The following is a 26,931-nucleotide window of genomic DNA, read 5'->3' as shown; positions in this document are numbered from 1 at the left end:
GGGGCCTACTAGCCCCGTTTTTAGTATTAAGCCTTTGCTAATTAGTGCGGTTTTTTAGTGCCGTAACGCACCATATCTTTACCGTTTTCATACACATCATTGCTTACGTAACGGCCAAGTAAAAGCTGATGTTTATCATCAAGTACCGCGATAAATGGGCGGCCATCACTATTGTTGGTTGCAAGGGCTACACCGGTTACATTCTCAAGTCCTAAACCGCCATTTTCAACTAGGCGTAAAAACGTTTCTAATTCGTCTAATGTTTCAATTACATCGTTATCGTTAATCATCTCAAATACTCAGTGATTGCTAATGGGCGTAGCATAGCAGGATTAAAAATAAGGTGCGAACCAGTGCGTAAATTTGCCACCATAAATGTCGATTTTTTGCAATATTTCGCCTATCGCCATCGTTACACTTATTGCTCTTCAAACAGCTTAGGAACCACCATGAACCGAGCCAATTATTTTGCTTTACAACCTCAATTAACAAAACATCTAATTGATCAAGAACAGTTAATTAAACAAGCAGCCGAGGCAACTTTCGGCTTAACGACTTGGGAACTAGTGAAATTAAGAGTATCGCAGCTAAATCAATGCGCGTATTGCATTGCTATGCATACCAAACAAGCCAGAGAGTACGGTGTAACTAACAACCGTATTATTGCTTTAAGTGCTTGGCAAGACATGCCAATTTACTCTCAGCACGAGCGACTAGCCTTAGAATTGTGTGAAAAATTGACACAAGCACACATCATTGATGATACTTTCTACCAGACCCTAGAAAATCAATTTACTGAGCCAGGCTTGGTTGCACTCACCATTGCTATTAACGCGATTAATAGTTGGAATCGTGTTGTGAAGATATTTAAGCCTACTGTGGAGTTTAATGAATAACCATTTAACGCTAGAACTAAAAACCCCAGAGGGCAATCTTGGCGAGAGTATACAGGCTATATGGTATGCCAAAGCGCACTTAGCAGGTGAACAATGGCTGGCTTGTGATGGTGCAGCTGGGGTTATTTTTCCCGTTACAGGTGAAGTTTTATTGGATGATGAATCTCTTGCGCATCCCTATGCTTTTCAACAAACCTCAACTCATGCTTCTAAGCTCAGCTTTTCTAAAGGTGCTCAATTTTGTGGTATTCGCTTTAATCCAACCGTATTGCCAGAGCTAAAAAGAAACGACCATCCGCTGATTGCTACGCCTTCACTGTGCGCCATAGCTGAAGGCCTGCAAGATAACGCCAGCTTAGCAGCGTTTGTTGCGCTTATTAGTCGCCACTTTACTAATAATAAAAACATTAACCGAAGTAACAAACACTCAAAACACTTAATCCGTAACCTTATTGAGTTAACACCACTTGAAACCGCTTATCAACTTGCCCCTCTCAGTCAACGCCAGCTTGAAAGGCAAGTAAAGGATCAATGCGGTGTCACCCCTAAGTATTTTGAGCGAATATACCGGGTAAAACTTGCTAAACAAGCGATTAAAGATAACCCCGAAATGAGCTTTGCAGATATTGCACTAGAATGTGGCTTTGCCGATCAGCCTCATTTAATCAAAGAATTCAAAGCAATAATGCACATTACCCCGGCAAAATACCGCAAGATATTAAAAGACTCTCAAACAAAACAAACAAAGCTCATTTTGCGTTAATCCCTATATAACGAAGACAGCTAGAAAAGTGCCGCTCAGCTATTTCATTTTCTGTGCTGGACAGACTTGATACTGAGCGATTTTATTTGCGCTCGGCTTTTATCCATAGGATAGTTAACGCAAGCCTACTAAACGTGCTGTAACTAAATAGGATAATCATGAAAAAAGTTTTACTTGCCACCGGCTTAATCGCCTCGTCATTTACTGCATTTGCAGCCAATTTAACCGTTGAAGAACTGCGTATTGAAAAAGCCAGCAAAGCAATGCCAAAGGTGTTGAGTGCTTTTTCTGATGAAGTGAATCAATTTGAAAAACAGTGGCAAGCTGCCGCCAGTTATCAGCAAGCAAGTGATCTTATTGATGATTACGCTAAACAATTATGGCGCGATGCCAAAGCACGTATAATTAAAACCAACAGCTTCGACGACCGAGAGCTGTATTGGGCTCGTTTACTTTCAAGCAAGATTATTCGTACCAGCAAACCCCAGTTTGCAATGACCGACAGCGAACAAACCGCGTTATTAACAATGCTCGAAAATGGCAGCCGTGGCCGCACCGACCTTGATTACAGTAAAAAAACCGACAAACGCATTTTAATTACCGGTTTTGATCCATTCTTACTTGATCGAAATATTAATCAAAGTAACCCGTCAGGTGTTGCGGCATTATTACTTGATGGCCAAGTTATTAATTACAATGGCATTAGCGCTGAGATCAATACTGTGATGGTACCAGTACGCTACGAAGATTTTGACCAAGGTATCATCGAGTCATTACTTGCGCCGTATTACGCACTTAATAATGTTGATATGATTGCCACTATCAGTATGGGCGGTAAAGACTTTGATCTTGAACGCTTTCCTGGTAAACGCCGCAGTGTAACGGCACCCGATAACGCCAATATTGTTTATGGCGGTACAGCGACTGCACCAAAAATTTCAAGCCTGAATGATCGCCCTCTTCCGGGCAATGAGTTTGTGACTTTTAGCTTACCAGTTAAGCAAATGCAACAAGCCAAAGGGCCATTCCCAATCAACGACAATCATAAAGTTGTGACTCTAGAAAAAGCATTTGAGCCAAAATCACTTAAAGAGTTAGAAGGTGCGATTGCGGTTAAAGGTGGCGGTGGCGGCTACTTATCTAATGAGATTTCGTACCGCAGTATTCGTCTTCGTGATGAGCTTAATTCAGACATTCCAACGGGGCATATTCACACCCCACGTATTCAACAATTTGAACCAGAAACAGAAGCTAAAATTGTTAAGCAAATTAAAGCCATGCTAGAGCACAGCTTAGTTGCAATTTAAAGCGTGAAGCTCAGCTATAAAGCAATAGCTGAGCTTCACCCTGCAACACAGCAGTTGCGGCTTTGCTTTTTCGCTTTATAAAGCGCGTCATCCGCTATTTTAAACAAGCTATCTGAATCAAACGCCTCATTAGCAGCCTTACTGGCAACACCTATCGATAAAGTAACATAGCTTAAGTCTGTGCGACCTTGGTGAGTAATGTGAGCTGACGCAACAGCAGTTCGTAGCGTTTCAGCCACTTTGAGTGCCTGATGCTTATCGGTATTGCTAAGCACAATTACAAATTCTTCGCCGCCATACCGGGCAACAAAATGGTTGTCTGGATTGGTATTATCTTTAAGTATATTGGCGACTTCACATAGCGCTTTATCACCCTGTTCATGGCCATAATAGTCGTTATAGAGTTTGAAGTGATCAACATCAGCTACGATAAATGATACTGCGGTCTCTTCACATTGCGGATCATTAGCAAGTTCTTCTAAATGCTTATCCAATGCTCGACGATTTGCCAGTAAAGTCATTGCATCTGTATTACTGATTTGCTCAAGTTTTGCATGGCGTGCAAACAGTTCAGCGCGCTGTGTTTCAATTAATGAGAACAGTTCATTAATACCTTGTCCTAACTGGTGTAATTCATTGTCACCATGGTAATTAGCACGGATACTAAAATCGTTGTTACTGATTGCCGAATATACCGACACTTTCACTTTACTAAGGGGGCGTAAAACTTGCTGATTAATGTAAAGATAAAACAATATAAACACAGAACCAGATATCATTAACCCGGTTAGCAAAGAACTATCAAATAAATTTTTATCATAGGTATGTTCTCTGGTAGGAATTGACAATACAAACAGAAGGTTAGAATATTTATCTTCAACACCAATATAGAGTTGATCATTGTAAGTGATCGGCTGAAAATCTGTATTTTTTTTGCCAAAAACTGTGGTTAAGTAATCAGAGTAACGTTGTGCTTCCTCACCTTCGTAATAGCCAATATCCTCGGCAAGCCCGGGCGTTAAAGTCTCAATAAATGCTTCATCAATAAAACTCCACAACATTAAAGAGCCGGTCGGTTCGCCCAATCCATCTGACTTAGTAACATTATAAGACACAGTTAATGCAGGCTTGTTATCAATTTGTATAAAGTGAACTTTAGAAATTAATGGCTCTGATTGACTATTCAAATCACTCGGTAAAACAATCAAATCATTATCTATGAGTAGTTTTGGTGTCTCAAGAATGACTGGAGAATAGGCTTGGTACTCATTGTCAAAGCTTCCTCCTGCAATAATTACAGCTTCAGTATCGTACAAATACCAACCATTAACGTCTAATCGTTGAAGCGCATCTGCAATAATATAATCATTGTTGAACCAGTCTGCATTGCGCTCTTTGGCTGCATTATACATGACGTCCCAAGCCGAGCTGTCGAACACCATTTTCGATAAAGCATCTATTTCTTGTTGTAGTTGTGATTGAACTCGTTGAATATCAATTTTGTCGTTTTGCTTAGCCATTGCCTCGAAAGAGGGCAAAATCCAAAAATGCCTAATAATGGTCTGCGCACCTAAAATAGCAAAGCAAGCAAAGGTAAAAGCAAGAAGTAAACGTTTTTTCAGTCTCGTTCCTATAACCATAAAGCAGTACACCAACCACAAAAGAACAACTTAAGTACTACCAGTATAATCCCCTTTTGCCTGTTTGCTTGTTAGTCAGCTAATAATCTGTCAATAAAGGATAAAGTACGATGCCCCTTACTCGTATGAAATTGTAAATCTAATTTTTACATCTAAACTCTTATTATGAGGAATCGTTAGATTTACGCATGAAAGGTATTATTTTTACTGAATTTATAGATATGGTTGAACATGAGTTCTCATATGAACTAGTGGATAAAATAATCACAGAAAACTCACTGTTCACTGATGGTGCTTATACGAGTGTGGGCAACTATGATAATAAAGAATTGATCATGCTAGTCACTTCACTAAGTAAACATATTGATAAGCCTGTTGATGAGCTTGTACATGCCTATGGTAAGTACCTGTTAGGTCGCTTCTTTGTATTATTCCCACATTTTTTCAAAAACGTCAGTAACACCTTTGACTTCCTTGATACTATTGACCGTCACGTTCATATCGAAGTCAAGAAGCTATACAGTGATGCAGAGCTTCCAAGCTTTTGGACACAACGTATTAGTGATACACAAATGCAAATGTTCTATCGCTCATATAACCCTTTTGCTTATTTAGCTGAGGGGTTAATCGAAGGAGCATGCGAACATTTTAATGAAACATTGACCGTTAAAAGTGAGATTGAACCTGATTATCAATCGGCCATTTTTACCCTAACAAAAGTAATCTAGCGTGGATGAGAACCTTTTTAAACGTCGATTAGAGCGAGAGCGCCGAGCTAGAAAAGAGGCTGAAGCGCTTCTTGAGCAGAAGTCATTAGAGTTATATGAAGCGAATATGACTCTAAAAAAAGCAGCCGAAACACTAGAGCAAGAGGTTGCCCAGCGCACTGATGACTTAAACAAAGCCAAAATAGCCGCTGATACTGCAAATAATGCAAAATCAATGTTTCTAGCTAATATGAGCCACGAAATTCGCACTCCGATGAATGCTATATTAGGCATGGCTTACCTTGCCTTAGATACTGAGTTAACTGACAAACAATATGATTACATTGAGAAAATTCAATTATCAGCTAAGTCTTTACTAGGGATCATTAACGATATTTTAGACTTTTCAAAAGTCGAAGCGAATAAATTAGAATTAGAAAGTAATGATTTCAATATTAATGACCTTTTATCCACTTTGGCTAACTTAGCCAGTAGCTTGATTGAAAAACATAACATTGAGGTCATATTTGATATTGATGATAATATTCCCGAATACCTCATTGGCGATACGTTAAGGTTAAATCAGGTACTGTTAAACCTACTTAGTAATGCAATTAAATTTTCAAATAATAAAAATGTTAAGTTAACACTCTTATGTGTATCGCAAACTGATGAGAATATTCAAATTCAATTTAAAGTCACTGATCAAGGGATTGGTATGACTGAGGAGCAGGTCAAGACGATATTTAAGCCATTTTCTCAAGCTGATATTTCAACAACAAGAAAATTTGGAGGTACAGGCCTTGGCTTAGTGATCAGTAAAAAAATAGTTGAATTAATGGGTGGCAATATTCACGTTGATAGCCAGCTAAATGCTGGCAGCTGCTTTAGCTTCACCGCATCTTTTGGTAAGTCGGCTGTAAAAAGTAACTATAATACAAACGATTACAAAAACAAAAGTGCGCTAATAATTGAACAAGACCATATAAAAGAAAGGCACCTTTTTAAATTACTCGAAAAGTTGGGCATAAAAGTTGATAGTATTTCTTATCATGATGACAAACTATTAAACATAGATCCCAGCCAAGACTATGACTTTATTTTCCTTGATTGGCATATTTTTAATGATGAACACAGCTCCCTTCTCAATAACCTAAAAAAACAGCTTACTATCAATATTAAGAAAATAATTATTCTTGCCTCATTTGAAAATCAAAAAGTAAAAAGTAGCTTAACTAAGCTTGATAAAAATATTGATGAAATTTTATTAAAACCAATTATCAAAGCTAACTTATGTAAATCACTGGATCACGTCTTAGGTATTGAGAAAAAGAAAACAAACAAAATTGATACCAGCTGTTTTAAAAAACTCGCTGGTTCAAGAATTTTATTAGTTGAAGACAATCCGCTTAACCAACAAATTGCATCACAAATATTGCGCTCAAATGGCTTTATTGTTGATATTGCCGAAGATGGTATTGCGGCCATTGAAGCTGTCGAAAAAGACACATTCGACTGTATTTTGATGGACTGCCAAATGCCAAGAATGGATGGTTATACCGCAGCGAATAAAATTAAAGAGCAGCCAAAGTTTGCCCATATCCCTATTATTGCCATGACCGCCAACACCATGGAAGCCGACCTCACCAAAGCCAAAGAGTCAGGGATGCAAGGTTATATAGCCAAGCCTATAGAAGTACAAACTATGTTTGAGGTCATTGCAGAGCATTTAACTCAAAAACCACTGTGAACGCTAATCAGTAAGCTCCACGACTTGTTGTTCAACTAATGAGTTGTTCTGCTTACGAAACTCATTAGGGTTTACCCCAACAATGCTTTTAAAAACACGGTTAAAGGTAGCAAGCGAAGAAAAACCACTTTCCAATGCAATACTGAGAATACTCCAATGACTTGCTTCATCTTTTAGTAATAGCGTTTGTGCGTACTGAACTCGGTACTGATTTATAAATAAATTAAAATTAGTGGCTTTAAAATGATGGCGAATAGCGCGGCTAATCTTGTACTCAGGTACTGCTAATACTTGTGCAAAATCAGAGATTTTTAAATTACTTTGTAAGTAAAGCTGCTTGTTGATCAGTGCTTCTATACCCGTGATAATCTCAGGCTCTACCTCTTTATTTTCAGACAACTCAGTTTGTTTGTGAGCTGTGCTTGCATCTTCAGAGTTCACTACTTCAGTATCAACAGATTCAGGCACGCTACTATGAGCACGTTTTTGCAAAAACATCACTAACTGCATCGCAAGTACAATCAATAACGCAGATGAGGTAATTATAAGCGGCTCAAAGCGTTGAAATTCGCTTTCACTAAATAAAAACTTAGGCAAAATGCTGGCATTAAATACCGCTAAAAAGTAGCAACTAGCAAAAATTTTTGCCTGCAACTTTTGTGTGTCGGTTTTACCTTTGTAACCTCGTAATGCTTCCCAAAAAGACAGCACCAGAATACTGGAAGATAGCAGCACTGTTATTTCGGCCATACCTTGCTTTAACCGCCACATAAACTGGCTATCAGGGAAAACCTGCACATCAATACTTACTAAATAATGCCAAGTTTGGTTGAACATAATTAACCCCGCAATCGCGCCTGCCACTGCAATATGTACGGTAGAAATAGGTTTGTGCTCACGAAATAAAGTACGTGAAATCAGCCAAGACATATTACAGGTAGCACAGGTAAATAAGCCAATTAAATAGCTGTAAACACTTATACTTGGTGCACTGATTTTTTGCACACCAACCATGCAAAGCGAGCCACAAAATACAGCAAACAGATAATGAATGAGCTGCTTATCCTTTTTCATGCCATTTAGCAGCATTAGCCCCATACAGACAAAAACGAGCACGTAATAAGGGGAAGTATTTTGCATAACTCGGCATACCTTAAATTGGGTGTTTGATGAATTATTTACCAATCAGACAAGTTTACTGTCTCAAAATCAACATAGCAAAAAGAGTTTGTTAGTGAATGTGTCAATCCCTGTTTTAGTAGTCATAAATAAATACAGTTTTTCATTGCTCAAATTTCGAATTTGAGAAGAAATCTTGCTCTAGCCCTTTATATTTGCGGTATTAGAAAAATGTAATGGAATTGGTTATGTCTAACAGAAATAGCAAAGTCACGCCTTTGAAGGCGCTCGAATACAGTAAAAAACTTTGGTTTATTAGCCTGCTAATGGCACAAATTTGCTTTGTGGTTTACCTCATTCTTGGTTATGGAATGACAGGATTAACAACAGGCCTATCAGGTTGGAACCGACTAAATAACACCGCCTATGTTGCCAATGATGCTACCGGGAATTTAATGTATGCAGTGCATGTATTATTTGCAGTCGTGATGATCCTTGGTGGAAGCTTACAGATCATTGAAAAATTGCGAGCAAAATACAGAACATTTCATCGTTATAATGGCCGTGTCTTTGTTGTTTTAGCTTGCTGTATTTCATTTGCGGGCATGTACTTAATGATAGTAAGGGGCACCGTTGGTAATACCTTGATGCATGCACTGACGATGTTTGGCGGCTTTGTGGTTATTGTATCAAGTATATTCGCGGTTAAAACTGCGCGGGCTCGTGACTTCAACGCGCATAAAACTTGGGCGATACGCTTATACCTTGCAGCTAATGGTGTGTTGTTTTTTAGATTAATGATATTTGCATGGTTTTTAGTATTTGGCACCTTAGGCGTTGATACCGCGACCTTCACAGGGCCAGCAGTGATTGCCGTAAGCCTTTGCTCTTATTTAGTTCCTCTTTTAATCGCTGAGCTTGTCCGCTATGCAGAGCAAACTCCCCATACATCTATCACTCTCGCTACTGCATCTTTGATGGCGTTAATATCTGTCGTATTTTTAATCGGCTTATTTGGGGTGACGCTGGCAAACTGGTACCCTGCCATCACCGCTTAACCAAGCTTTAAAGCTAAAAAGCCACCTATATAGGTGGCTTAATACTTTTAATCTGCATTACAGTAAATTAATACAATTCAAATAACGGGCGGCCGTTTTCGTCGAACTTAACTTCCATAACACGAGCGTGGCGGTTTGGATCGTAAAGCGGATCTTTTACAATCTCTTCAAGTGGACGCGTATCTGTTTTTGGCACCACACTTGGCTCACCTACTGCGTGCTCATAGTCACGTGCATGGTAAACACACAGTGGTGTTTCTCCATCTTCAGCAACAGTAAAACAGTTATGACCAGGGCCGAAAATTTTCTTTTCAACACTTGTTTCAAGCACTGGCATACGTGTTTTAGTCCAAGAATTACGATCAAGCAAGTCACTGTTTTCGTCAGCTTCCATATAGCCCATGCAGTAACATGCACCAGTTGCGCTTGCAGAGAAAGCAATGAAGATTTTCCCGTTATTTTTAAGCACTGCGGGGCCTTCGTTTACCCAAAAGTCGACACGTTCCCAATCATAATCAGGGGTTGTTAGCATAAACTGTGCGGTTTTTAGCTTAATTGGCGATTCCATTTCAGCTAAATAAAGATTTGATGCCGCAAATTGGCCTCCGGTTTTCTCTGCCCAGCAAAAGTAACGCTTACCGTTATTTTCAAAAATGGTGGCATCTAAAGAAAAATCAGTGAACGACTTTTCATCGCCGTCAGCTGCTTGCATCATGCCAAGCTCAACCCATTCGTCATTTAATGGATCTTGACCCTTACACTCAAGTACATACGGGCGTAGTGCCCAGATATCTTGTTCTTCGCTGGCTGCAAAATAGATATACCACTTACCATCGAGGTAATGAATTTCAGGTGCCCAAATATGTCGGCTCATTGGGCCGCTGTCGTGTTTAAACCAAATATCAAAGGTCTCAGCGTCTTTTAAGCCCTCTAAAGTCGCAGACTTACGAAGTTCAATGCGATCATAAGTGGGTACAGAACCGGTAAAATAATAAAAGCCGTCGCTGTGCTTATGCACAAACGGGTCGGCACGTTGCTCTACTAGCGGGCTATTAGTGTGTAATGTCATATTGAAACCTGATCATTGATTTTTATTTGTATTATTTTATTACTTTTGTAAGAACCACAAATATAGCATTATTTTTAGCAAACGGTAAAAGGAAATGTAAGGTGCAGCAGATTTTTAGAGGTAAACTCAATATAGACAAGAAAAAGCAAGCTTAAAAACGCACAATTTGGACGACTCTAAGCTTGCTCTAGAATAAAAAGGGGGACATCACTCCACCCTTGATTTAGGTATCGCTATTGCGATTTGGCTTTATATTCTTCAGGTTTTTTCGATAACACAACATCAACGGGCATAACATCACCCGAAACTTTCTTAACGGTTAAAGTATGTGGCCCCGCTGCCAAGTCATGCTTTTCAAAAACAATGCTTTGTACTTGTCGATAATTGTTACCGTCAAAAATTGAATACGTCCCTTGTGATTGACCATCCAAGATCACTTCTACGTCACCTTGGTTTACAGCTTTTGAAGTAGCAAAGACAATACTCGAGCCAGTAAACTGGTAACTAAAATAAGCTCCATTTACTTCGGTTATGTGCATATCTTGCTTATACTCTCCAGTATTCGTTTGGCTTACAGATTGCCAGTTCCCATTCTCACTGTATTGGATACGTGGATCATCATCGTTGACTAATTCAAGGCCTGAGTAAGTTGTATCTTGCGTTGTACCCACTGTATTACCGACTGTTTGGATCTGCACCAAGCGGTCAACTAACCAAGTGCCATTTGGATTAATCACAACATCTAAAGTGGTAACCCCCCCGACTTGCGAAATAGCTTTCACCCGCTCGGCGACTTCTTCATTGCTGTATTTTAGGCTTCGTTTTACTTGACCCCAACCATCAAAAAGTGGGTCTTCCAGTGATGTATATGTAAAGCCATGCCACTGCACTTTAGTGCCAAGTGCTGTTGTCACTTCGCCTGATTCAGGAATGGGCGGAAGCTCATTATGCTCACCTTGGGTGTAGTTACTTTGTGGGTCATTTGGAATGAAGCTATAGTCAAATCCATCACTAATAGTGATAACAGCATTAGGATTACCACTTCGCACTGACTCAGCTAACTTATCAGCAACTGGGTAAGCATTGTTTGCAGCTAATTCTTGCTCTGACTCATCAGCTTGGTACCAACCATCAAACCACCAACCAGCAATATTATCGCCCCATTTTTTTGCTCGCTCACTAATAAACCCTTTTAAAAACCAATCTGGATAAGGCGCTTTCACTTTTGTGCCCGTCCATCTATCTCCTAAATGAGAAGGTAGATATGCAATTAGCTTGATGCCTTTTGCTTTAAGTGCAAGCGCCAAATCCAAAACAAGGTCTCGTGATGGGGTGTAATCAGCTTGATTCGAGTTAAGTTGAGTTTTACAACCTGGAGCAACCTCAACCTTTGGACAAGCAGGTGAATGTAAATCGTATATCTCACTGGTTGTAGACAAATAACCGCGATTCTGGGTCAAGGTAAAAATCACATACCTGTAACCTAGTTTTTCTGCCTTTTGTGCATAAGCGTCAACATCAAATCCATTTACATAGTTATTCCATTCATCATAATCGGTAATTTGATACCAAGCGTTATCTAGCGTCCCACCTGCCAGATAATGATGGCTAATGCCCCACTTGGCATCTTGCATCCACCTTACCTCTTTAGGTAACTCTGATGAGCAAGCGCTCAATGAAGCAAAAGCTAGAGCAATGCTTGGAACGATTTTGAGGAGTTTATTATTCATTATTTCTAAACCACTGATGATTAAAGGCTATAATATGAGTCTACACAACCGCTTTTAATTAACAAATAAATTACAAAGTTACACATCACTATTCTCTCTATGTTTTATCTGTAAGACATTAAAAATAATTACGTTTCAGATATAAAATGGCTATAAATAAACAGTATGCTGAAGTGTTTAAAATCTATTTTTTAAACAAAAAAAAGCCATGCAAATGCTCTTTACAAGAGCACTGCATGGCTTGCGACACAACTAAAAAACTCTTTTGTTATACTTCTTGCCTTAATGAAGCTATTACTTTTGGCATCTTAATTTTTACCACCCAACCAGATGCAATTATGAATATTAAGTAATAACCAAAGGTAGACCAATCTTCAAACAGGGCGTTACCTATGCCAAGCAGTAGGGAATAAATAAAGATAATACTCGCGACACAGGCAATAGCATTATCTTTAATTCCAGCTGCTATTGGCTCTATACCTGTGATGTCTCTTACTTTTTTCCATCCTCTACCGTGAATCTTAAGGCGGCTATAAAATTCAATTGTTTTCGGGCTGGGTGTTTTGCTCGTTGTAACCAATGTCACAATTAAGCTAATAACCAAAGTTGCGCATGTGGTTATCAGCATACGAACAGCAAACCATTTAGCATCGCCTTCATCAGGTAAAATATACATCATTGCATTACCTACAATTACTGCAGATAAAAGTGCACTTATTTCTGACCAAACGTTAATGCGCCACCAATACCAACGAGCTATTAATACAACTGAAATCGGAATAATGATAACGGTAATATACTCATAGGCTCCCAAAATACTCTCCAGCTGAGTCGTGACTATTAGAGCAAACAGAGTGAGTGCTAGCATGCTGATGCGTGCAACTTTTATATAATGCGCTTTTTCACGTCCTTTCACTAAATAAGGCTCGTAAACATCGTTGACCAAGTATGACGACCCCCAGTTTAGCTGCGTATCTAAAGTACTCATGAAGGCAGCAAGTAACGACGCCACCATAATGCCTTTTAAACCTACAGGTAAAAACTCATCAATCATCATAGGATAAGATTGTTCGGCATCGGCGATCGCTGGGAAATACACTAATGACGCCACACCTACAATGATCCACGGCCAACTTCTCAATACTAAGTGACAAAACGCAAACCAGTACAAGCTCAGCATGGCATCTTTTTCGCTTCGCGCAGCTAATGTTCGCTGAAGGAAAAAGCCAAACCCTGGGGCATAGTTTAACCAGCCTATGCAAACCAAAATTAAGAAAGTGGCTGTTTTTAGATCCCACTCAAAATCAGGGATCATTTTTAACGTATCACTATTAAAGCCAGGTGACGCTTCAACTGCAGCTACGATACCTCCATGATCTTGCAAATCAACATAAACGATAACAGCTAAAACCATCGAACCAATTATAGCGAGCGCAAATTGAATTAGGTCGGTGTACACAACACCATATAAACCCGACATAGCGGTATAAACAACAGCAGCAACCGCTAATACAATAAGAATTAATGTCGTCGCAGTAATGTCGCCAAATAAAGGAATTGCAAATAAGGGCTCTGGTGAGAGCCCTAAAATTACCACTATAATTTTTGACATTGCTAACGTAACCGAAGCAATAATGATGCAGTTTACAAATACACCATCAAATATCGCTTTGAATATACGCAAAAAATCTGTGGCTAAGCTCTTATCATAACGCTGTGAGATTAATTCAATCTCTGTCAGTGCTTTAGAGCGACGCCACAAATTAGCAAAGAAAAATACAGAGATAATTACCCCGATTACGCTAACCCACCAGATCCAGTTTGCGTAGATGCCCTGCTCACGCACGGCCCCTGCCACAAACAAGGGGGTGTCTGAGGAAAACGTCGTTGCCACCATGGATGTGCCAGCTATGTACCAAGGTAATGATCGACCTGCAACAAAAAAATCAGCCGTACTTTCACTGGCCTTTTTTGTAAAGAGCATCCCTATAACAACGGCTGCTACTACATAAAACGCAACTATTAACCAATCAATTAAGACCATGTGAATCTCCCAATGCTTTTAATTTTTATTTAGGTAGCTATCAAATTTTTTCCATGTTTCAGTCATGTCTATAATTGTGCCGGTTTGGCGAGCTTCATCTAGCTTGATAGCCGTTAAGCCAGCCTGTAAAGCATCAACAATTGAAACTGGTAACGGTGTTCCATTTTCAAAGTAAGCAATCCAATCGGCAGCCATTTCCTCTTCAGCACCGTAGTGCATAGAAACTGAATCATCATGTATGTATGACTTATCGATAAGAGCGCCTGAGGTAATACAGTCATGTACTTTAAAGTAATTTCGTACAAAATCCCCTTCAGCCATACCAATCGTGCCAAACACACTGAAATGACGATAATCATTCGGTACGTTCAAATTTGTATGAAAACTTAAATTTATGCCGTTTTCATACTCAATAAGCGCTGTTTGGTGATCCACCAACTCCGAGTCGTTATCAAACACTTCATCAATACCATTCCAACGTGACTTACGTTGATGATAAACAGGGTGTTTACCAAGGTGTTTGTTTTCTGGCGTAAATGTTTTACGACCACCAAAACTAACAAGTTTTTTTGGACGGCTCTTCACAAGACCTTGGTAAAGATCAAGATCATGACAACATTTCTCAAGTAAGAAGCCCCCAGACAAACCATGGTGTCTACGCCAATCACGCATAAAAAATGCACCATGTTCTGGTGGAATATGCTCAGATGCTTCAATACTTGTAATGTCACCCAATAGCTTTGAAGAAACAGCTGCAATTAAATCTTTGTATAAAGGAGCATAGCGTAAAACCATGCCTACCAGAATTTTATCGAACGCATTATGCTTAGCGATAAGTTCAAGTACGTCATAGGTTTGCTGCTCTGACATGACAATTGGCTTTTCTGCAAAAATCAGTAAACCTGCTTCAATTCCTAATCTAAGATGCTCTAAATGCATATGATTGGGTGATCCAATCATCAACATATCTAACTGCTCATTAGCTAACATATCCGCAAGATCATCATAAGATCGCATTGAAATACCATGGGACTCCATGTACTCAACTTTTACAGATTCCGGATCAGCAAAAGCGACCAAATTAAAGTTTGGGATTAGCTCATGCATAACTTTGGCGACATAACTCAAACGGTCACCTAAACCACAAATACCTACTTTCACAATTTTATTCCTAGCAACTGATGCACTGTTACTTACGTTAGTAACGGACGACTTACTAGGTCAATCACTTGTGACTTTGACATGAATGAGATTTTTTTAATGAAACTAAACGCAAGCAGGGTTTCAAATACAAAACATTCACATTTAAAACATGAAATTTACAAAGCAGACTGTTAACTATTGCCTAGCTATGTTTTGGTTCAATGGAGGCTAAACGTTGTTTAAAAAACGTTTGATGAATAATTTATAGGCAGCTTAACGCTATAATTTTTATATAAAAATAAGAATTGGTTTATTGACCAAAACGAAATAGATGAGATATACACATACTTTTACCGCTTTTTTCAGCGATATAAAAGTGCATAAGTTAACAAAAAGTCTACACTTATGTATGACCACCAACCTCTTTTTATAAGTAATTAGACGTACCCAATGACTGAGAAAGATACCAAGTATAAAGCACCTGCTCTTGAGAAAGGCATGGCCATTATAGAATTACTGGCAAAAACTCCTGAAGGCCTTAACCTTACGCAAATTTCTGATTCATTAGGGAAATCTAAAGCTGAAATATTTCGTATGGTCGCAGTACTAAATGATTTACATTATCTTGAGTTTTTTCAGCAAGAACGTGTTTACAGACTGTCCCTAAAACTATATCGACTAACCCACCGGTACGCCCCAGTCCACCATTTAAACAACGTTGCATTTCCGATCATTCAAACGCTTTGTAGCGAAATTCAACAATCTTGTCATTTAGTCGTGTACTCCGATGGCGGCGGTTTAATACTTTCGCACCAAGATTATGACACCAACAGTAACTGCTTAACCTTACCAGTCGGAGGGCGAGGCCCGCTCACTGATAATTGTGCTGGTCATGTGTTACTTGCTTTTGCATCTTATGATAATCGCGAGCGCATGCTTAAGGCATATCAAGAGAATCACCCCGAGGTTTCACTTGATTTGATGGCACTGCGAAATATTTGGTTAAGGGTAAAAGAGCAAGGCCATGAAGCTATGCCCAGCCCTGTTTTGACAGGCGTATACGATATCGGTGTGCCTATATTTGATTACTACCATAATGCAGTGGCCGTGTTATTAACATCGATACTTATGTATCGTGATGAATCTCGTAATGCTAATTTTGATGAGGTAATTAGAAAACTTAAAGACACGTCATTGTTAATCTCAAAGAAAATGGGCTTTAACGACGAGAATTGACGGATGCACAACTAATTATGCACTTACCTCACCTCCCCACTTTTAAATACTTATTTGTCTTTTGGTACGTGCTGTTTTTCTGGTGAAAAAGCGTTTTTCAGGAATATTCAGAAAACGTCTTGTTAACAGGTTTGCAACCAACTTGTTTCATTTATAAAACATTAATCTTGGCAAAATTTTAACTAAGAAATCTAAACAACGTAATCACTAAAGCGCGTTGACGGAATTTTAGTCTTTATATATCACTGAATGGACATTTGAACATTCACGATAACAATACGCTTAGAGCGATGGGGGTCAATATGATGAAATTCACCAGAAGCCAAATAGCCTTATCTGTAGCGCTCTCTCTAATGGGAAGCACAGTAGCGGCGGAGGAGAATACTCAAGCACAGGATGCTAAAAATGATGATATCGAAGTAATTGCAGTCAGCGGCGTAAGATTGAGCTTGAAAGAAGCCATCGCGACAAAACGCGGGTCGGACAAAATTCTTGATTCAATTGCTGCTGAGGATATGGGTAAATTTCCCGATGAAAACGTCGCGCAGTCGTTGCAACGTGTTCCGGGTATTTCGATAGACCGTCCTCGTGGTAGCCCAAATGGTGGCACGAATGGTAGTACAGATGGTCGCCTTGGTGGTCAATATGTACAAATCCGTGGCTTACCAGTTGACTTTACACAGGTAACACTAAACGGTCGTTCATTATCGTCTGGCCGTAGTATTGGCCGTCAATTCTCTCTTGATGTACTTCCTTCTGAGTTAATTGGACAACTGGACGTGTATAAAACCGTTTCAGCAGACCAACTTGAAGGCGGTATTGGTGGTAACGCAGATATTAAAACGCGTAAACCGCTTGATGCTGATGAAGTAGGCTTTTCGGGTGCTTGGTCAGCCGAAGGTGTTTACAGTGAACTTGCAGATTCAACAGATCCTCGCTTGTCAGGTATCGTGAACTGGAAATCTGATGATGAAAAGTTTGGTGTACTTGTAGGTGTTACCTATTCAGAACGTCAAACGCGTGAAGATGAATACTTCTCTTGGGGTAATGTAAACTTTGGCCCAGGTACAGGAGACGGTGTTGAAATTCGCCCTGATCTTGCCACAGTTCCAGGTGGTACTAACGATGGTAGTATCGATTACCCTAACTCTCTATACCCAATTGAGCCACTAACTCAATACTATGGTGATGAGAGAACTCGTACAGGTTTAAATGCAGTTATTGAATTTCAGCCAAGCGATGAGTTGAACATTACATTCGATGGTTTATATGCAACATTCGATGTTGATGAGACAGCACTGCAACTGCCTGCTCGTTTCCAATTCCGTGGCCCACAAGATCCAAGTCAATGGGTAGCTGCCGATATTAATGATCCTAACGGTCGTGGTGTAGGTGGTATTTTCCCATTCTTAGTTACTGAAGCTGTTGTTGAAAACGATAATCTTGTTTATGCCGTTGCACCACAAACACAATTCCGAAGTGTATCAGAATTAACTAAACTTGAATCAGATACTCTAGCACTTGGTACACACGTGAACTGGGCACCAAATGAAGATTGGGTACTTGATTTTGATATCGGCTATTCAAAAGGCGAGCAAACACGTGATCTGAAGAGCGTACTACTACAAGCCTTTGCAGACGTAGTATATGACGCACGTAATCCAGATAATGGTATTCCTGATCTATATGTTACAGGCACTGATCTGAATGATCCTGACAACTACCGTGTTGCATTTGGTAATTCAAATGCCCGTGATGTAAAAGATACGTCTTTATCATTCGCTTTTGATGCCAAATACTTCTTAGACAATGACTATTTCACAAGTCTTGAAGCTGGTGTACGTTACACACAACGTGCAAAAGAGATCAAAGCATATGTAGGTAATAGCTTTACTGGTGCAAATGGTGTTCCTGCGGTACTACCAACATCTGCAATCAACTTACTTGACTTCCCTGTTGACGATTTCTTAGGTGAAGCGCCAGATGCAAATGTAATACGTAGCTTTGTTATTGGTGACCCAACTGATTTCCACAACAAGTATGGTGTTGAAAGACAGTTTGATAGCATCAGCTCATTCAAAGTTGAAGAAGACATTGCCGCGGCTTACATCAAAGCAAACATGGCCTTTGACGTTGCAGACATTCCAGTAAAAGGTAATGTTGGTGTACGTGCAGTCAAAACTGATGTAGAAGCAACGGGTGCACTACCTGTAGAAATCATCATCCGCAGTGCCGGTGACTACGATGTTGTTGGTGAAACAAGCTCAACGAGCAGTAATTACACAAATGTCTTACCTAGTTTAAGCTTAAATGCTGAATTAACTGACGAAGTGTACTTACGCTTTGGTGCAAGTAAAACTGTAACACGCCCAACGCTTTCACAGCTTTCACCGCGTTTTACATTTAGTACTACAACTTTAACAGGTTCTGCTGGTAACCCGGCCCTTGAACCGTTTGAATCTGATTCATTCGATTTATCACTTGAGTGGTACTTCAACGACACAGGTCTTCTAAGTGGTGCATTATTCCAAAAAGAGATCGATGGTTTCGTATTTAATTCAAGTGCGCCAGAAACAATCGCTGGAATTGATTGGGCATCTGTAGACCGTCCACGAAATGCGGCTTCTGCAACTATCTCTGGTGCTGAGTTAAGTTTCCAAACAACGTTTGATTTCTTACCTGCTCCATTTGATGGTTTAGGCATGTTAGCAAACTACACTTATACAGACAGTGACACTAACTTTGGTGATGGCTTTGAAGGTCAAACATTCAGCTACACAGGTCTATCTAAGAATGTATATAACTTAGTTGGTTACTATGAAAAAGGTCCAGCATCAGTTCGTTTATCTTACAACTATCGTGAGAAATACTTACTTGAGCCATCATTTGGTTTCTTCGCAGGCCCTCGTCATGTAAACGACTACCAACAGCTTGATTTAAGCTCGTCATATAAAATCAATGACAATTACTCATTGACATTCAATGTGACAAACTTAACCAATGAGCGCTTCGATCGTTACTTTAATAACGATGAGTCAATCATTGCGACAACCAACTTTACAGGTCGCCAATACTACGTAGGTATTCGCGGTACCTTCTAACTCATTATGTTGTTGTAGGTGATATACCTAAGCCAAAGCCTCCTAACGGAGGCTTTTTTTGTGAACTATTTATCTTTCGTGATGCCGATATTTAACAGCAGACATAAAAATGCTGCACCAAGTAAATTGATACAGCATAAATAAACTACTTTTACTTATAGCTTAAGTTTACGTCTAAACGCGACCATGGCTAACAGCAAAGATATTAAGTAGTACACGCTACCACCAGAACCTGAATCAGAACTTGAGTTGTCAGCTTTGCCAACTACGTTAATCACGACAGTTTTAGCCTCTGAAGAAGCAAATCTGTCTTTTGCTCGGTAACTAAAGTTAACAGCATAAGTCGACTCACCCGCAGGCTCGTAGACAAACAAGCCAGTGTCCTTATCAAAACTAAGCTCGCCAGAACTTGGGCTTGTTACTAGCTCAAATTCTAACTCATCACTATCTTCATCATTGCCAATAAAACGACCATTAACTACCGTTGAGTAATAAGTTTCATAACTTAAATCTGTAGCTGTTGGTGTGGTATTTGTTAATTCAACAACAACATTGGCAAGTGCCGTCTCTTCAAGGGAATCTTGCGCGGTAAAAGTAATTGAAACAGGCTGTAAAGATTCACCACTCGGCGTGTATTTAATTTCACCCATGTTTTGATCAAGTAACTCAATATGACCATGTTGAGGCTCATTTTTTACAGTGAAAATAAGTTGCTCATCATCTGCATCAGAGGCTGGCAAATTAAGTATCAAGGGTGTATTCCAGTGTGTTTTAATCGTAGAGTTTTCAACGACCGGCGCCTGATTTGTTAAAGTAGCTGTGAACTTTGCGAGCTCAGAACGTGAACGACCTTTTACTGTATAAAACGCTAATTCATCAACACCTACAGTGCCGTTAGGCGTATATGTGAACTGCCCTGTTTTGCGGTCAATAAACGTTAATTGGCCAAGGCTAGGGCTATTTTCAAACACTACAAAATCAATATCACTCAAATTAAGATTAACGTCGATTGCTGCAAGCACATGAGATGTTACCTCGCTATCTTGCGGTGTAGCTAAAGGTGCTGCGGCTTCATTCGAGAACACCTCTATAGATTTTCCTGAAAGCAGTGAATAGTCCACACCTTTGTATGTTGCACTCACAATAGAACTGCGTTGATTTGCACGCGCTACTTCATAAAGCAGTTCATCATTAATTAAGTCGTACTCTCCAAACTTATCTTCACAACTAAATAAGATGAAGCCTGCGCGTGTAGATACTATATTGTTTAATGAATTGTCACATAGTTGCGCAACTTCTGACATTTCTCCTGATTCTTTGAACGAGAATAAAAGGCCATACTGGTTGGCAACATAAAGCGCTTTTTTACCATCAACAACAACACCCTCTAGCGACTTAAAACTGTCGTTTAAAGAGTAATTAGTGACACTATTATCAGTGTAATTATATTTAACTAATTGGTTAGCTGTTAAAGCAAATAATTCTTTACTGCTTTGCTGTGTATCTATGCCTGCGACTATGCCAGAAACCCCACCCCAAAAGTTCTGTAAGCGAGGTGATTGCTTAAGTAGCTCACCCGTTTGCCCATTAAAAACTCGTATATAAGAGCCTTCACTGCCGGTGTGTGATGCGCCGTTACCTACAATCAGCTCTAATAGACCATCGTTATTGATGTCATGGGCTTCAATCGTTGAAATTTGGTCGCCACTTTGAAAAGGAACTGTATACAGTAAGTTTCCATTTTCTGGTGAAAATACTTGTATATTTCCAGTGTAAGTTTCTGAGCCAGCAACAATTAAATAGTTTTTGCCATCATTGAATAAATCAGCAGTAATCACATACTGGTAGTCATTCCAGCCATCGGTCAAAGCAATGCTAGGTAACACCTGCTCTTTTGTTTCTATATCAATAACTTGAAGCTTATTTGTGCCATTCTCAGAAAAAATAACATCAATTCCACCTTTACCGTCAATATCAGCAAGTCCTAGCAAAAATTGTGAATAGACAGTGATCGTTTGCGACCATTGCATAGACTTATCTTCAACGGTATGAATATAAAACCCGTCATCACCTGAAGATGTGTAACCCGCTCCCCATGCAATATCTGTTTTGCCGTCAAGATTAAAATCATCCACCAAAATACTTGAAACACTGTGTTCAGGGTTATTGATTTGCCAAAACTCCTCGCCAGAACTTAAAGTCAAAGCATGAATTTGCCCCCACTGACCATCGCCATATACTAGCTCTTGGGCACCGTCATTATTGATATCTGCAACTATAATTTTTGAAATATCTAAATCACTATTGGCTGTCCACACAATACTGTCTGTATTTGGACTGATTAACTCAATTGAATACCAGCCTTGGCCATTAATGACTTCATCTAAGCCATCTTGGTTTGTATCAACACTTTGTAAATGGATACCTGTTAGTTGGCTGTTCAGTGTTTTTATATAATCTATTGTATTTTCAGAGATACGATACAACTTGCCATCTTCAAGCATTAATTCGTGAACATTTTGCTCGGTAAACGAACCAACAACAAATTTGTTACCGTAATACTCAAGCTCTGAAATAACAGAAAGGTCTGACTGGTCTAGTATTAAAATCTGGCTATTGGCAATAGCAATAAGCTCGTCCTGACCATCGTTATTAATATCTCTTGCCGTAACTGATTGGCTAGAAACTACATTCTTAGTACTTTCGACTTTCATTGTTAGTAAGTTAATTTTTACTATCTGACTGCTCGTCATAAGTATTAAATAATATGTATCATCGGCAATGCTTTTTACCAATGTACTATCAGTAATGTAATCCTGAGAATCGAAACCTTCAACGACTGAATATTGATTATCTTTATACTCAATAATATTAAAATCGTTTTGTTGCACCGAAATAATTTGCTTATTACCGTTACCGAACAAGTCAACAGCATAAAGACCATTGAGACCTGTTGAATTACTTAATGAAAAACGGCGAAACACCGAGGTAAGCTCTATGTTTTCTAATTCTGATGTAGTTGTTGTCGCTAAGGTTTTACTCAACGAAGTAGTCGGCGCTATATTTTGCTGTGCGCGACTTGTAAAATAAGATTCGTCATAATTAATTGGTTGCGAATTTGAATAAGTCGCATCGCCAAATTGATTATATTCAGGTGTGCTTTTAGTCGCACTGATAGCTTGCGTGCTAAGTAAAAGCATCGCTAGACATGTTAGTTTGGTCATTTCCCTATCCTTAAGGTAGTGCTTTAGCTCTCGATTAAACAATAGCCGGAGGTGAGTTCACTTTAGATGTTGGTATTAAGTTCTATTTTTAATTTAAAAACCGTGCATTTTCCCTTATCAGAAACACACGGTCAAGGTAATTGTATCCTTCATGTTAAAAATGCTAAAAAATACAACATAATTCTTGCTTCACTTAGCGAACGTATTCACTCATCAACCAATATAACACCCCGTTATTTTCGCTCCTTGTCTCGTACTTTTACATTGAAATTAATAACCTCACGGTCAACCCTTTGTTATGTTCCCCGCACCATCAAACACACAGATAGCATTATTAAAAACTGCCACAGCAAGCTGCTTTAGGTAGTACTGAAGTTAAAGGCACTGCTTCTGTGAATATGCAGTTTTTAGGAGCAAAGACTCAATGCGCTCTGGCATCTAGACTATTTTGCCATTGCCCACTTTGCTTATTGCTTGGGCTTTAGACATTAAAAAAGGCGTAACAGTTAATCACTATTACGCCCCTTCATATTAAGTTTTAACTAACTCAAAGTGCTAATGCTAAGATTGATTTCACCTTTTCTAAATCAATATCACCATGCTCACCTAATTTCGTTAGCTCGTTTTTCTCTAAATTAGCAACAACGGCCTCAATAGCTTGCTCGTCAAGGTCATAATCAGCTAGACGTGTTTTCACCGTCATGGCCTCAAAGAAGTCCTGTACAGCTTTAATCGTTTTATCGATTTGCTCAGCTTCGTCGCTATAATTTAGTCCGAACACTCTTTCACCAAGCTGCTGAATTTTAATTGATTTCTGTTCTTTTTGAACATGCATTAAGGCAGGTAGAACAATCGCCAACGTTTGTGCATGATCAAGGTTATAAAGTGCCGTTAACTCATGGCCAATCATATGTGTAGACCAATCTTGCGGTACACCTTGGCCAATTAAACCATTCAGTGCCATCGTAGCCGACCACATCACATTAGCTCTAACATCGTAATTTTGTGGCTCGCTTAGCGCCTTTGGCCCTTCGCTAATCAAGGTTTGCAAAATACCTTCTGCAAAACGGTCTTGTAATGGTGCATTAACAGGGTACGTTAAGTATTGCTCAATAACGTGAACAAACGCATCCACCACACCATTACTTACCTGACGTGCAGGCAACGAAAACGTGTATTCAGGATCAAGTACAGCAAAAACAGGTTGTACTGTTGGTGACGAAAAAGCGCGCTTTTGTGACGTCTCTTTTTTAGTTACCACTGAGTTACCATTACTCTCAGAGCCTGTTGCTGGTAAGGTTAATACCGCACCGATTGGTAAAGGATTGCTAAACTCTGCCCCTTTAACAAGGATATCCCACGGCTCCCCAGCATAGTTATAGGCTGCAGCAACAAACTTAGCGCCATCAATAACACTGCCACCACCAACAGCTAAAATAAAGTTAACATGGTGCTCTTTTGCCGTTGTAACCGCTTGCATCAGTGTTTCGTAAGTTGGGTTTGGCTCAACGCCACCAAACTCTATAACGTCAACATCGGCTAGTGCACTCATAGCTTGGTCGTATACGCCGTTTTTCTTTATTGAGCCACCACCGTAGAGTAACAACACCTTTGCATCGGTTGGTAAGCGTGATGAAATTTCGCTAATTTGACCTTTACCAAATAAAATTTCTGTTTGATTTTTATAAATAAAGTTTAGCATCGATTTGCCTCCTAAATTTTTGATAGGTAATACTTTTACAAATTTACTTTGCTAACATTTTTAATAGTTTTTCAGCTAACAACGTATCTGAAAATGGGTTTTGCCCCGTAATGAGTTCGCGGTCAACAACCACGTTAGGCTGCCACTCGCTGGCAAATGCCATATTTCCACCAGCGTTTTCCATTGCCATAGCCGGATAGAACTTAAGCTTTTTACCTTCTAAACTGCTTTCAAACACTCGCTCTTCTGGATCAGAAAATATTGTCATTTTATAGCCATCATAAATCCAATTGCTTGCTGACGCCGTCTGCCCAGTTTGGATTGCACTGTAATACGCCTTCGGCTCAGTTTGTGCCGATAATAAGGTAATTGGGCCGTGGCAAATTGCCGCCGTAGGTTTACCGTGTTGATTAAAGTGGCGCAAAATTTCACCGACTTCAGGATTATTTGCTAAATCAATCAACGGAGCATGACCACCAGGGATAAACACTGCATCATATTGGCTCAAACCGCCTGCCAAAATCTCACTCAAACTAGCGGTATCATTAATATTGGGTAACGATGCAATAAATTTTTGGATCTCTCTCATTTTTTGCTCATCACCAGCAAAGTAATCTACGCTGATTGATTTTTTATCAACCTGCGGAGCATTCCCCTTTGGCGTTGCTAACACAAGCTCATAGCCCGCATCTGCGAGAGCTTTTGCAGGTACACCAAACTCGTTAAGGTAATAACCTGTCTCAATGCTGTGCCCACCAGCAAGTTCCATGGTTGTCTCGCTTGATAAAATGACTAATACCTCGCCTTCACTTGCCACAGCAAATAATGACATAGTCGAAGCTGCTACGAATGTTAAACACTGCAAAACCTTGTTCATGATTTATCCTCTTATTTGAATGCATCTAGAATAGGCTGTTTGCGCGCTTGTGTGAATTCGGATAAATTAAGAGAAGCAATCAGAAAATTTATGGCTCGCCTATTTTATGTCTTACCTCACACAGCTAAAAACCTTTGTGGAAGTTTATCGCTGCAAAAATATAACAAAAGCAGCAGCTAACCTCGGTTTGTCGCAACCTTCGGTTTCGGCCCATATTCAAGCCATGGAGTCAGTCGTTGGTAAAGCGTTGTTTGAACGCAAAGCTCGCGGAGTTACTCCGACCGCCGCTGCGCACGATTTAGCACTGCAAGTGTCTGGTCACATTGATATTTTAGAGCAAAAAATTATGTCAATCCGCGCCCGCTCAAGTGCCGTCTATGGCACTGTAAATATCGCAGGGCCTGCCGAATATATTAGTAGTGTGTCAGGGCCACAAATCGCCAACTTATTGCAATCTGGCAATGTAAACCTTGTTCTGCATATTGGTAATAAGGTGAGTATTTTTGATGCCTTGCAATCTGGTGCAGCAGATATCGCTATTGCCGCCTCCGAACCCGATCCTTCACTTTTTGACAGCTTAGTGCTTGATAGAGAAAAGCTTATTTTAGTAATGAACCGCCTTCACGGAAGAGAAGTTAAAGATAGCACCATCACCGCAGACCTTCTCTCAAGCTACAATGTTGTCGCTTATGATGAAGAGCTGCCTCTAATTAGGCAATACTTTGAGTCTGTGTTCAACGCAAAATGCCACTCAAACGTGATAGCTATTTGCCCTGACATTCGTGCAATTAGCAATATTATTCGCTCAGGTATTGGCTACTCTGTGTTGCCTGATTATCTATGCCGCGATCAGATAAAAGCTGGAGAGCTTGTACAACTGGGCCCTGTAGGCCCAGAAAACATAATTTACTTAGTATGGAACAAAGGCGCGTTAAAGCATCCTCGCATTGCATTTGCCAAAGATGTTATTTCAGCCTTTGCGAATATTAATTACTTTGCAAACTAAGCAAAGCTTGATTTGACTCTAATAGCTTTACTCGCGGGGCAAGGGCATTTAAAGCGATTAAGTGAAGCATTTCAGTAACGGTTGTACACGCATCCGTTAAGACTTCCACGTCGTATTCTTTTGCTTGCTCAGATATTGCCGTATGAGTCACACAGTTTTGAGTCATCATACCTGCGATCAAAAGTTTTTTAATACCGTGCTGCTTTAAAATATCATCGAGATTTGTTTGATAAAAACTATCTGCATAGTGTTTTACAACCACAGGGGCTTCTGGTGCTGCTTTTAAAATATCAGGATGAATATTGACCCCTATCGTATCTTGGTTAAAAAAAGGAGCCAAGCCTTGTCGTGATTCAGCAACATGTTGAATATGGATAGGTAAAATGCCACATTCTGTTGCTTGTTTTATTACCTCAACAAGCTGATCTTTTACTTGTTTAGCCTGCCATAGAGGAAATGCGCCACCTGCAAAATAATCATTCTGTAAATCGATAATCAATAAAGCTGTATTTGTCATTGTGAGAACCTTTTAGAGTTGTGTTGTGGCACAGTTTGCTTA

The 26,931-nt window shown here is 39.6% G+C and carries 20 protein-coding genes; 9 read left to right on the top strand and 11 right to left on the bottom strand.

The window, feature by feature from the left end:
- Nucleotides 1-41: 41 nt before the first annotated feature.
- Nucleotides 42-290, bottom strand: a complete 249-nt coding sequence (locus QL229_RS02965; RefSeq protein ID WP_135925759.1) for a hypothetical protein — start codon at nt 288-290, stop codon at nt 42-44.
- A gap of 159 nt (nt 291-449) precedes the next feature.
- Between QL229_RS02965 and QL229_RS02960 the strand changes: the two genes are divergently transcribed.
- From QL229_RS02960 to QL229_RS02950, 3 genes are all read left to right on the top strand, one after another.
- Nucleotides 450-896: a carboxymuconolactone decarboxylase family protein gene (locus QL229_RS02960; protein ID WP_281546464.1), complete on the top strand. Its 447-nt coding sequence runs from the start codon at nt 450-452 to the stop codon at nt 894-896.
- A complete protein-coding gene (locus QL229_RS02955) occupies nt 889-1,659 on the top strand; it encodes an AraC family transcriptional regulator (protein ID WP_138556620.1) in 771 nt (256 codons plus the stop codon). The genes QL229_RS02960 and QL229_RS02955 overlap by 8 nt, the downstream gene beginning before the upstream one ends.
- Before the next feature lie 158 nt (nt 1,660-1,817).
- On the top strand, nt 1,818-2,966 hold the full coding sequence (locus QL229_RS02950) for a hypothetical protein (RefSeq protein ID WP_138556621.1): 1,149 nt from the start codon (nt 1,818-1,820) through the stop codon (nt 2,964-2,966).
- Between the two features lie 35 nt (nt 2,967-3,001).
- Here QL229_RS02950 and QL229_RS02945 read toward each other — a convergent pair whose 3' ends face one another.
- A complete protein-coding gene (locus QL229_RS02945; protein WP_138556622.1) occupies nt 3,002-4,606 on the bottom strand; it encodes a diguanylate cyclase in 1,605 nt (534 codons plus the stop codon).
- 188 nt (nt 4,607-4,794) lie between these two features.
- Here QL229_RS02945 and QL229_RS02940 point away from each other — a divergent pair, with 188 nt between their 5' ends.
- Both QL229_RS02940 and QL229_RS02935 read left to right on the top strand, forming a co-directional pair.
- A complete protein-coding gene (locus tag QL229_RS02940; protein ID WP_138556623.1) occupies nt 4,795-5,334 on the top strand; it encodes a heme NO-binding domain-containing protein in 540 nt (179 codons plus the stop codon).
- 1 nt (nt 5,335) lies between these two features.
- A complete protein-coding gene (locus tag QL229_RS02935; protein ID WP_138556624.1) occupies nt 5,336-7,063 on the top strand; it encodes a response regulator in 1,728 nt (575 codons plus the stop codon).
- Nucleotides 7,064-7,066: 3 nt separating this feature from the next.
- On the opposite strand, the gene QL229_RS02930 is transcribed toward QL229_RS02935, so the two are convergent.
- On the bottom strand, nt 7,067-8,203 hold the full coding sequence (locus QL229_RS02930) for a helix-turn-helix domain-containing protein (RefSeq protein WP_249930180.1): 1,137 nt from the start codon (nt 8,201-8,203) through the stop codon (nt 7,067-7,069).
- A 227-nt stretch (nt 8,204-8,430) separates the two neighbouring features.
- On the opposite strand from QL229_RS02930, the gene QL229_RS02925 reads away from it, so the two are divergent.
- Nucleotides 8,431-9,240, top strand: a complete 810-nt coding sequence (locus QL229_RS02925) for a DUF2306 domain-containing protein (RefSeq protein ID WP_138556625.1) — start codon at nt 8,431-8,433, stop codon at nt 9,238-9,240.
- A 67-nt stretch (nt 9,241-9,307) separates the two neighbouring features.
- Here QL229_RS02925 and QL229_RS02920 read toward each other — a convergent pair whose 3' ends face one another.
- From QL229_RS02920 to QL229_RS02905, 4 genes are all read right to left on the bottom strand, one after another.
- On the bottom strand, nt 9,308-10,309 hold the full coding sequence (locus QL229_RS02920) for a family 43 glycosylhydrolase (protein ID WP_138556626.1): 1,002 nt from the start codon (nt 10,307-10,309) through the stop codon (nt 9,308-9,310).
- 233 nt (nt 10,310-10,542) lie between these two features.
- On the bottom strand, nt 10,543-12,039 hold the full coding sequence (locus QL229_RS02915) for a hypothetical protein (RefSeq protein WP_281546463.1): 1,497 nt from the start codon (nt 12,037-12,039) through the stop codon (nt 10,543-10,545).
- Between the two features lie 268 nt (nt 12,040-12,307).
- Complete coding sequence (locus tag QL229_RS02910) at nt 12,308-14,083, bottom strand: sodium:solute symporter family protein (protein WP_138556628.1); 1,776 nt, start codon at nt 14,081-14,083, stop codon at nt 12,308-12,310.
- Nucleotides 14,084-14,101: 18 nt separating this feature from the next.
- A complete protein-coding gene (locus QL229_RS02905; RefSeq protein ID WP_135925770.1) occupies nt 14,102-15,244 on the bottom strand; it encodes a Gfo/Idh/MocA family oxidoreductase in 1,143 nt (380 codons plus the stop codon).
- A 432-nt stretch (nt 15,245-15,676) separates the two neighbouring features.
- Between QL229_RS02905 and QL229_RS02900 the strand changes: the two genes are divergently transcribed.
- Together QL229_RS02900 and QL229_RS02895 are read left to right on the top strand one after the other, a co-directional pair.
- Nucleotides 15,677-16,462, top strand: coding sequence for a helix-turn-helix domain-containing protein (locus QL229_RS02900; RefSeq protein WP_135925771.1), 786 nt, complete (start codon nt 15,677-15,679; stop codon nt 16,460-16,462).
- Nucleotides 16,463-16,764: 302 nt separating this feature from the next.
- A complete protein-coding gene (locus tag QL229_RS02895) occupies nt 16,765-19,563 on the top strand; it encodes a TonB-dependent receptor (protein WP_168246743.1) in 2,799 nt (932 codons plus the stop codon).
- Between the two features lie 155 nt (nt 19,564-19,718).
- Here the strand turns inward: QL229_RS02895 and QL229_RS02890 are convergent, their stop codons facing one another.
- From QL229_RS02890 to QL229_RS02880, 3 genes are all read right to left on the bottom strand, one after another.
- Entirely contained in the window at nt 19,719-22,787 is a 3,069-nt protein-coding gene (locus tag QL229_RS02890; protein WP_138556629.1) for an Ig-like domain-containing protein, read from the bottom strand.
- A gap of 547 nt (nt 22,788-23,334) precedes the next feature.
- Complete coding sequence (locus QL229_RS02885) at nt 23,335-24,489, bottom strand: iron-containing alcohol dehydrogenase (RefSeq protein WP_135925774.1); 1,155 nt, start codon at nt 24,487-24,489, stop codon at nt 23,335-23,337.
- Nucleotides 24,490-24,532: 43 nt separating this feature from the next.
- A complete protein-coding gene (locus QL229_RS02880) occupies nt 24,533-25,366 on the bottom strand; it encodes a type 1 glutamine amidotransferase domain-containing protein (protein ID WP_135925775.1) in 834 nt (277 codons plus the stop codon).
- Nucleotides 25,367-25,472: 106 nt separating this feature from the next.
- Between QL229_RS02880 and QL229_RS02875 the strand changes: the two genes are divergently transcribed.
- Entirely contained in the window at nt 25,473-26,372 is a 900-nt protein-coding gene (locus tag QL229_RS02875) for a LysR family transcriptional regulator (protein ID WP_138556630.1), read from the top strand.
- Here the strand turns inward: QL229_RS02875 and QL229_RS02870 are convergent.
- The gene (locus QL229_RS02870) at nt 26,353-26,889 is read right to left on the bottom strand and encodes an isochorismatase family protein (RefSeq protein ID WP_138556631.1); all 537 of its coding nucleotides are present in this window, start codon (nt 26,887-26,889) and stop codon (nt 26,353-26,355) included. The genes QL229_RS02875 and QL229_RS02870 overlap by 20 nt on opposite strands.
- Between the last annotated feature and the right edge of the window lie 42 nt (nt 26,890-26,931).

The sequence above is a fragment of the Pseudoalteromonas sp. PAR1 genome (assembly GCF_947311895.1).
In the GTDB taxonomy this organism is placed as follows: domain Bacteria; phylum Pseudomonadota; class Gammaproteobacteria; order Enterobacterales; family Alteromonadaceae; genus Pseudoalteromonas; species Pseudoalteromonas lipolytica_C.
Note: the sequence above shows the minus strand (reverse complement) of the source record. Positions and strands in the feature narration are given on the sequence as shown.

Excerpts from the sequence above, each read along its gene's own strand:
- QL229_RS02910 (WP_138556628.1), bottom strand. The coding sequence starts at position 14,083 with ATGGTCTTAATTGATTGGTTAATAGTTGCGTTTTATGTAGTAGCAGCC.
- QL229_RS02890 (WP_138556629.1), bottom strand. The coding sequence starts at position 22,787 with ATGACCAAACTAACATGTCTAGCGATGCTTTTACTTAGCACGCAAGCT.
- QL229_RS02945 (WP_138556622.1), bottom strand. The coding sequence starts at position 4,606 with ATGGTTATAGGAACGAGACTGAAAAAACGTTTACTTCTTGCTTTTACC.
- QL229_RS02960 (WP_281546464.1), top strand. The coding sequence starts at position 450 with ATGAACCGAGCCAATTATTTTGCTTTACAACCTCAATTAACAAAACAT.
- QL229_RS02875 (WP_138556630.1), top strand. The coding sequence starts at position 25,473 with ATGTCTTACCTCACACAGCTAAAAACCTTTGTGGAAGTTTATCGCTGC.
- QL229_RS02930 (WP_249930180.1), bottom strand. The coding sequence starts at position 8,203 with ATGCAAAATACTTCCCCTTATTACGTGCTCGTTTTTGTCTGTATGGGG.
- QL229_RS02885 (WP_135925774.1), bottom strand. The coding sequence starts at position 24,489 with ATGCTAAACTTTATTTATAAAAATCAAACAGAAATTTTATTTGGTAAA.
- QL229_RS02920 (WP_138556626.1), bottom strand. The coding sequence starts at position 10,309 with ATGACATTACACACTAATAGCCCGCTAGTAGAGCAACGTGCCGACCCG.
- QL229_RS02900 (WP_135925771.1), top strand. The coding sequence starts at position 15,677 with ATGACTGAGAAAGATACCAAGTATAAAGCACCTGCTCTTGAGAAAGGC.
- QL229_RS02965 (WP_135925759.1), bottom strand. The coding sequence starts at position 290 with ATGATTAACGATAACGATGTAATTGAAACATTAGACGAATTAGAAACG.
- QL229_RS02955 (WP_138556620.1), top strand. The coding sequence starts at position 889 with ATGAATAACCATTTAACGCTAGAACTAAAAACCCCAGAGGGCAATCTT.
- QL229_RS02950 (WP_138556621.1), top strand. The coding sequence starts at position 1,818 with ATGAAAAAAGTTTTACTTGCCACCGGCTTAATCGCCTCGTCATTTACT.
- QL229_RS02870 (WP_138556631.1), bottom strand. The coding sequence starts at position 26,889 with ATGACAAATACAGCTTTATTGATTATCGATTTACAGAATGATTATTTT.
- QL229_RS02940 (WP_138556623.1), top strand. The coding sequence starts at position 4,795 with ATGAAAGGTATTATTTTTACTGAATTTATAGATATGGTTGAACATGAG.
- QL229_RS02915 (WP_281546463.1), bottom strand. The coding sequence starts at position 12,039 with ATGAATAATAAACTCCTCAAAATCGTTCCAAGCATTGCTCTAGCTTTT.
- QL229_RS02895 (WP_168246743.1), top strand. The coding sequence starts at position 16,765 with ATGATGAAATTCACCAGAAGCCAAATAGCCTTATCTGTAGCGCTCTCT.
- QL229_RS02925 (WP_138556625.1), top strand. The coding sequence starts at position 8,431 with ATGTCTAACAGAAATAGCAAAGTCACGCCTTTGAAGGCGCTCGAATAC.
- QL229_RS02880 (WP_135925775.1), bottom strand. The coding sequence starts at position 25,366 with ATGAACAAGGTTTTGCAGTGTTTAACATTCGTAGCAGCTTCGACTATG.